We start from the raw sequence: 5,428 nt of genomic DNA, 5'->3' as shown, positions 1-5,428 counted from the left end.
CCGCGTGCGGGCGAGGCGGTCTTCCAGCACGTGCAGGCGGCGGGTCTTGGCGAACCATTCCTGCCTGCTGCGGTATCCGCCCGGGGCGCGCTTGCCGCCCTTCTCCCCGACCGGCAGCGACAGGCGGCCTGTGATCGTCCTGACGCCTGCTTCGAGGCTCTTCAGGTGTGCTGCCTGGCCACGCCGGGCCAGTGCCCACTGGTCGTGCGTGGCCTTCGTGATCGCCCCCGCCCACCGCGACGACGAGAGCGGCGTCAGTTCACGTTTGCGCGCTGCCCACGTGCCGGTGGAGTGCTCCAGCCCGTCAGCACACCGCGTCCTGAGGTCCTTCGAGGCGAGGGCGCCGAGGTGCGCGCCGACCAGGGCCAGCACCTCCTCATCCCGCGGCGTCAGGTCCTTCAGCCGGGTCCGCACCGCGACTCCGGTGGGCCCGAGCGCGACAAACGGCGCCGACAACTCCCGCAGCCCGCCCACCCCTTCGCGCCCCCTCGCACACCGGACAACCCGCCCCCACACCCAACGACCACCACCGGCAAAGGTCACCCATTCGACGCAGGAACCCCCATTCCCACCCGGTATCAACCCACGGCCACAGACGAGGACGAGGCACTCGCCCACACACGCCAGAACACACTCAAACCCAGTCAACAGGCAGCAGTTCCAACCCTCCCGGGTGGGCCGGGGGCAGAGCCCCCGGCCCCGCGCCGCGCGGGTTACTCCGCGATCGGGATCTGGTGGGACGCGGCCGCCGGCTTGCCGTTCACCGGGGTGGTGCCCGGTGTGGCGGCCGGGGTGGTCCCCGGGGCGGCCGGCTGGGACATCGACGCGAGCAGCTGGCGGGCCAGGCCGAGGCCCGTGCCGCCCATGGTCAGCGCCTTCGCGAACATCTCCGACATGCCCTCGGCCCCGTTGAGCAGCACCATGTGCTCCACGTTCCCGAAGGCGCCGGCGCCCGCCTCCACGATCGCCGGCCAGTTCTCGGCGAGCTGCTGCGCGACCACCGCCTCCTGGTTCTCGGCCAGTGCGGCGGCCCTCGCCTTGATCGCTTCGGCTTCGGCGAGGCCCTTGGCCTTCGCCGAAGCCGCCACCGCGAGGCCCTTCGCCTGGGTGGCCGCGGCCTCGGCCTCACCGGTCGCCCGGGTGGCCTTCGCAGCCGCCACACCGCGGGCCTCGGTGGCCGCCGCGTCGGCGGTCGCCGCCGTCGTCACGCGCGTGGCCTCGGCCGCGGCCGCCAGCTCCGTCTCCTTCGCCTTGGCCTGAGCCGCCGAGATGCGGGCGTCGCGCTCGGCCTCGGCCCGGGTGCGGGTCTCGTACGCCGCCGCGTCGGCGGGCTTGCGCACGTCCGCCTGGAGCTGCTGCTCGCGCCGGTGCGCTTCGAGCTCGGCGACCCGGGTCTCCTGGACGACGACCTCCTGCCGGGCCGCCGCTTCCGAGAGCGGGCCCGCCTGCCGGGCGGTCGCGGCGGCCTTGTCGCGTTCGGCCTGGTAGCCGGCCTGGAGGATCTCGCTGTCGCGGGTGGCCTCCGCCATCCGCGCGAACGCGGTCTGCTCGGCCTCGGTCGCCAGCCGGTTCGCCTCGGCCTGCGCGATGCGAGCGTCCCGCTGGACGGCGGCCGCGTGCGGCATCGCCAGGTTCTTGATGTAGCCGGTCGGGTCCTCGATCTCGTGGATCTGGAGGGAGTCGACGATCAGGCCGAGCTTCTCCATCTCCGTGCCGCAGGCCGCCCGGGTCTGGCCGGTCAGCTTCTCCCGGTCGCGGATCATGTCCTCGACCGTCAATCCGCCCACGATGGACCGCAGATGGCCCGCGAAGACGATGTGCACCCGCTCCGGCATCATCTTCTGCTGGTCCAGGAAGCGGCGTGCCGCGTTCGCGATGGACACCAGGTCGTCGCCGATCTTGAAGATCACGACGCCCTTCACCCGCAGCGGGATGCCCTGGTGGGTCACGCAGTCCACGTTCAGCTGGGTCTCGTTGAGGTCCAGCGACAGCTTCCGCACCGCCTGCACACCGGGGACCACGAGGGTTCCCCGCCCGGTGACGATCCGGAACCCCATGCCCTCGCCGATGCCCTCGGTCTTGTGCGTGGAGCCGGAGATGACGAGTGCCTCGTTCGGTTCGGCCACCCGCCACATGAGTTTGAACAGGCCGATCAAGGCCACGATTGCGGCGAGAACGATTCCCACCACGACGCCGACAGCCATCGGCAACGCCCCCTTTGTCGCAGTGCCGTTCGACACTGACGAGGGCGAGTGTGCTCCTGCACCGGGCCGTTAAGAAGACGTCGGCGATGTCTTGTCGCAATCTTGATACGAAGCACATCCGCGCAGGTGGCGACGGGGCTCAGTGGTCGTACGCCGCCATCACGTACACCGTGCGCGGCGGCAGGTACTCGACGACGGTCACCACCGTCCCGACGGGCAGCCGGCCCGTCCCGTGCGCGGGGTGGGCGAGGAAGTGCTCGGCTCCGCCCCGGATACGGACGATGACCTCGCCCACCAGGCCGGGGCCCACCGTCCCGGTCACCCGGCCGTCCAGCCCCACCATGTCGTCTTCCCCCATGCGCCGAGGGTACGCCGCAGGGGCGGGGCCGTCGCCCCGCCGTACGGCTGCTGCTGCGCCTGCGCCTGCGCCCGTGGCTACGAGTGGCCGAGGTCCTCGGCCGGGAGTTCCGTCGAGGGGACCGAGCCCGTGTCGGGGGCCGGGCGCAGCGGGAACTCGTCCGAGGCCATCGAGTCGAGCACCGGCGGCGCCGGGCGCAGCGGCTTCGGCATGACCGCGGCCTCCGAGTGGCCGCCGCAGCCGTACGACAGGGAGACGAGGTGTCCGTCGGCCGGGCCGAACTCGTTGGAGCAGACGCCGAAGGCCTGGCCGAGCGAGCCGCCGATCGCGACGAGGAACCCGCAGGAGACACAGGAGGCGGGCGCGGCCTGCGCCATCGGCGTCTTCGCGCCGAAGGTCTCGTCCCAGCGGTCGGCGGCGGTGTGCAGCCCGTAGCGGGACAGGACGCGGGCGCGCCGCATGCCGAGTTCCTCGGCGACCGAGGCGATGGAGCCCCGTGCGGGCACCACCGTGCGGTCGGTGACGTCGGCGTCCTCGGCCTCGACCAGTTCCGCCATCTCGGCGGAGACGGCCGAGTTGGGCGGCGGCTCGTCCTCGCCCGACCAGCCCGGCTCCAGCCGCAGGTCCTCGGCGTCGGTGGGCAGCAGGTCGCCGGGGCCCATGTCGCCCGGGCGCAGCCGCTCGCTCCACGGCACCCACTCGGGGGCCAGGAGGGCGTCCTCGCCGGGAAGCAGCACCGTTTCGTCGAGGGTGACGTTCTTGGCGCGGGAGGCGCGCGTCACGGTGACGGCCCAGCGCCAGCCCCGGTAGCCGGGGTCCTTGCACTCGAAGAAGTGAGTGACGACCCGGTCGCCCTCCGCCACGGCGGAGACGTGCTCGCCCACCACTCCGGGAGCGGCGGCTTCCTCGGCCGCCGTGCGGGCGAGGTCTACCGCCTCGGCGCACAGGCGGTCGGGGGTACGGCTTCGCGTCGTCGCAGCACTCACAGGTCTCGTTCTCTCCTACGCCGTCTCACGAGTGCGCCGTCCGTACTGTCGTCCTGAACGACCCGTCGGTCCTGTCCGTACGTGGTGCGGGCGGAGCGGACCAGAGGGCCGCGTCGACGTCCGCACCCGATCGGCCTCGGGCACACCTACCTGCCATCCATTCTGCGGGATCGCGAAGAGGCGCGCGGCCAAGAGCAACCGCCGGTGGCGCGCTACGCACGCTACCTCCTCTGACGCCTTGGGCCCACATGCAAGGTCCGATTCGCGGACAAGCCCGCTCGCCGACACCGCCCCGGCACCGCCGCGACGACGCCCGGACAGCGGCCCACGGCGACCCGATGGGCGCCCGTAACGCGCCGGGACGGGACCCGAAGGGGTCCGTGGGGCACTATGTCGAGTGTGGCACCCGTACGGTCGTCCCGTGGCGGCTCGGGACCGGCCAGGCGGGCCGGCCGGGCCGTCGGGCGTGCCCTGCACCGGCCGTTCACCGGCACGGCCCGCGGGATCCGGCGGGTCACGCACGCGCACGGGGCCGGTGAATCGGGCCTCGGCAAGCTGATCGAGCTGCACGCCATCAACGGCGCCGGCGATGTGATGATCACGGTGGCGCTGGCCTCGACGGTGTTCTTCTCGGTCCCCACGGACGAGGCACGCGGCCGCGTCGCGCTGTACCTGGCGATCACCATGGCCCCCTTCACCGTGCTGGCCCCGGTGATCGGCCCGGCGCTGGACCGGCTGCCGCACGGCCGGCGGGCCGCGATGGCCTGCGCCATGCTCGCCCGGGCGCTGCTCGCCGTGATGATGTCGGGCGCGGTGGCCACGGGCGGGCTGGAGCTCTACCCGGCGGCGCTGGGCGTGCTGGTCGCGTCCAAGGCGTACGGGGTGGTCCGCAGTGCGGTGGTGCCACGGCTGCTCCCGCCGAAGTTCTCACTCGTCAAGGCGAACTCCCGGGTCACGCTGGCGGGCCTGCTCGCCACCGCGGCGGCGGCGCCGGTCGCGGCGGGACTGCACACCATCGGGCCGCCGTGGCCGCTGTACGGCGCGTGCGCCATCTTCGTCTGGGGCACGTTCGCGGCGTTCACGCTGCCCCACAAGGTGGACGAGGCCAAGGGCGAGCGGCGGGCCCGGCTGTCCACGCACGAGCCGCACTCGAAGAAGCCGGGGCTGCGCACGGTGAGCCCGTCGGTGCTGTGCGGTCTGCTGGCGAACGCGTCGATGCGCGCGCTGTCCGGGTTCCTGATCTTCTTCCTGGCGTTCCTGCTGCGCGAGCATCCGCTCGCCGGGCAGAGCGCGGCGGTGTCACTGGGCATCGTTGGCGTCTCGGCGGGCCTCGGGAACGCGTGCGGGACGGCGGTGGGCGCGTGGCTGCGGGCGCGGGCGCCGGAGACCATCATCGCGGCGGTGCTGTCGGTGACGCTGGGGGTCGCGATCCTGGCGGCGGTGTTCTTCAGCGGGCTGTTCATGGCGGTGCTGGGGGCGACGGCGGGGTTCTGCCAGGCCCTGGCGAAGCTGTCGCTGGACGCGATGATCCAGCGGGACGTGCCGGAGGCGGTACGGACGTCGGCGTTCGCCCGTTCGGAGACGCTGCTCCAGATGGCGTGGGTGCTGGGCGGCGCGATCGGCATCGCGCTGCCGCTGAACGGCGTGCTGGGCATGGCCGTCGCCGCCGCCATCGTCGCGGCGGGCACGACGATGGCCGTCCGGGGCTTCCTCGCCTCCCCCCGCCACCACCACTCGGGCTCCCCCCGCCCCCGAGTGGCGTAGGAGGGGTGCGCGGGCCCCGGCAACAGGGCGTGCGGCCCGTCCCCCTCGTCCTGGGCGTGACCGCGCTCATGGTGGCGCTCGCCTGGCTCATACACCGGCTGATAGAGCGACCCTTG

The 5,428-nt window shown here is 73.1% G+C and carries 4 protein-coding genes and 1 pseudogene; 1 reads left to right on the top strand and 4 read right to left on the bottom strand.

The features are described 5' to 3' along the window. The 4 genes and pseudogenes from ABTY04_RS40145 to ABTY04_RS40130 form a co-directional block, all read right to left on the bottom strand. Positions 1-474: pseudogene (locus ABTY04_RS40145) on the bottom strand (IS200/IS605 family accessory protein TnpB-related protein); the annotation flags it as partial. Between the two features lie 239 nt (positions 475-713). Next, positions 714-2,204, bottom strand: coding sequence for an SPFH domain-containing protein (locus ABTY04_RS40140; protein ID WP_352218378.1), 1,491 nt, complete (start codon positions 2,202-2,204; stop codon positions 714-716). A 139-nt stretch (positions 2,205-2,343) separates the two neighbouring features. Next, positions 2,344-2,562: an NfeD C-terminal domain-containing protein gene (locus tag ABTY04_RS40135; RefSeq protein WP_352218377.1), complete on the bottom strand. Its 219-nt coding sequence runs from the start codon at positions 2,560-2,562 to the stop codon at positions 2,344-2,346. 77 nt (positions 2,563-2,639) lie between these two features. Next, positions 2,640-3,548 carry a DUF3027 domain-containing protein gene (locus ABTY04_RS40130; RefSeq protein ID WP_352218376.1) on the bottom strand — a complete coding sequence of 303 codons (909 nt, stop codon included), beginning with the start codon at positions 3,546-3,548 and terminating at the stop codon, positions 2,640-2,642. Positions 3,549-3,938: 390 nt separating this feature from the next. Between ABTY04_RS40130 and ABTY04_RS40125 the strand changes: the two genes are divergently transcribed. Beyond that, positions 3,939-5,312 (top strand): MFS transporter, encoded by a 1,374-nt coding sequence (locus ABTY04_RS40125; protein WP_352218375.1) that lies wholly within the window; start codon positions 3,939-3,941, stop codon positions 5,310-5,312. The last annotated feature ends 116 nt before the right edge of the window (positions 5,313-5,428 follow it).

Source organism: Streptomyces sp. NPDC097981 (assembly GCF_040302565.1).
Taxonomy (GTDB): domain Bacteria; phylum Actinomycetota; class Actinomycetes; order Streptomycetales; family Streptomycetaceae; genus Streptomyces.
This window is presented reverse-complemented; position numbering and strand designations above follow the sequence as displayed.

Excerpts from the sequence above, each read along its gene's own strand:
- ABTY04_RS40140 (WP_352218378.1), bottom strand. The coding sequence starts at position 2,204 with ATGGCTGTCGGCGTCGTGGTGGGAATCGTTCTCGCCGCAATCGTGGCC.
- ABTY04_RS40135 (WP_352218377.1), bottom strand. The coding sequence starts at position 2,562 with ATGGGGGAAGACGACATGGTGGGGCTGGACGGCCGGGTGACCGGGACG.
- ABTY04_RS40125 (WP_352218375.1), top strand. The coding sequence starts at position 3,939 with ATGTCGAGTGTGGCACCCGTACGGTCGTCCCGTGGCGGCTCGGGACCG.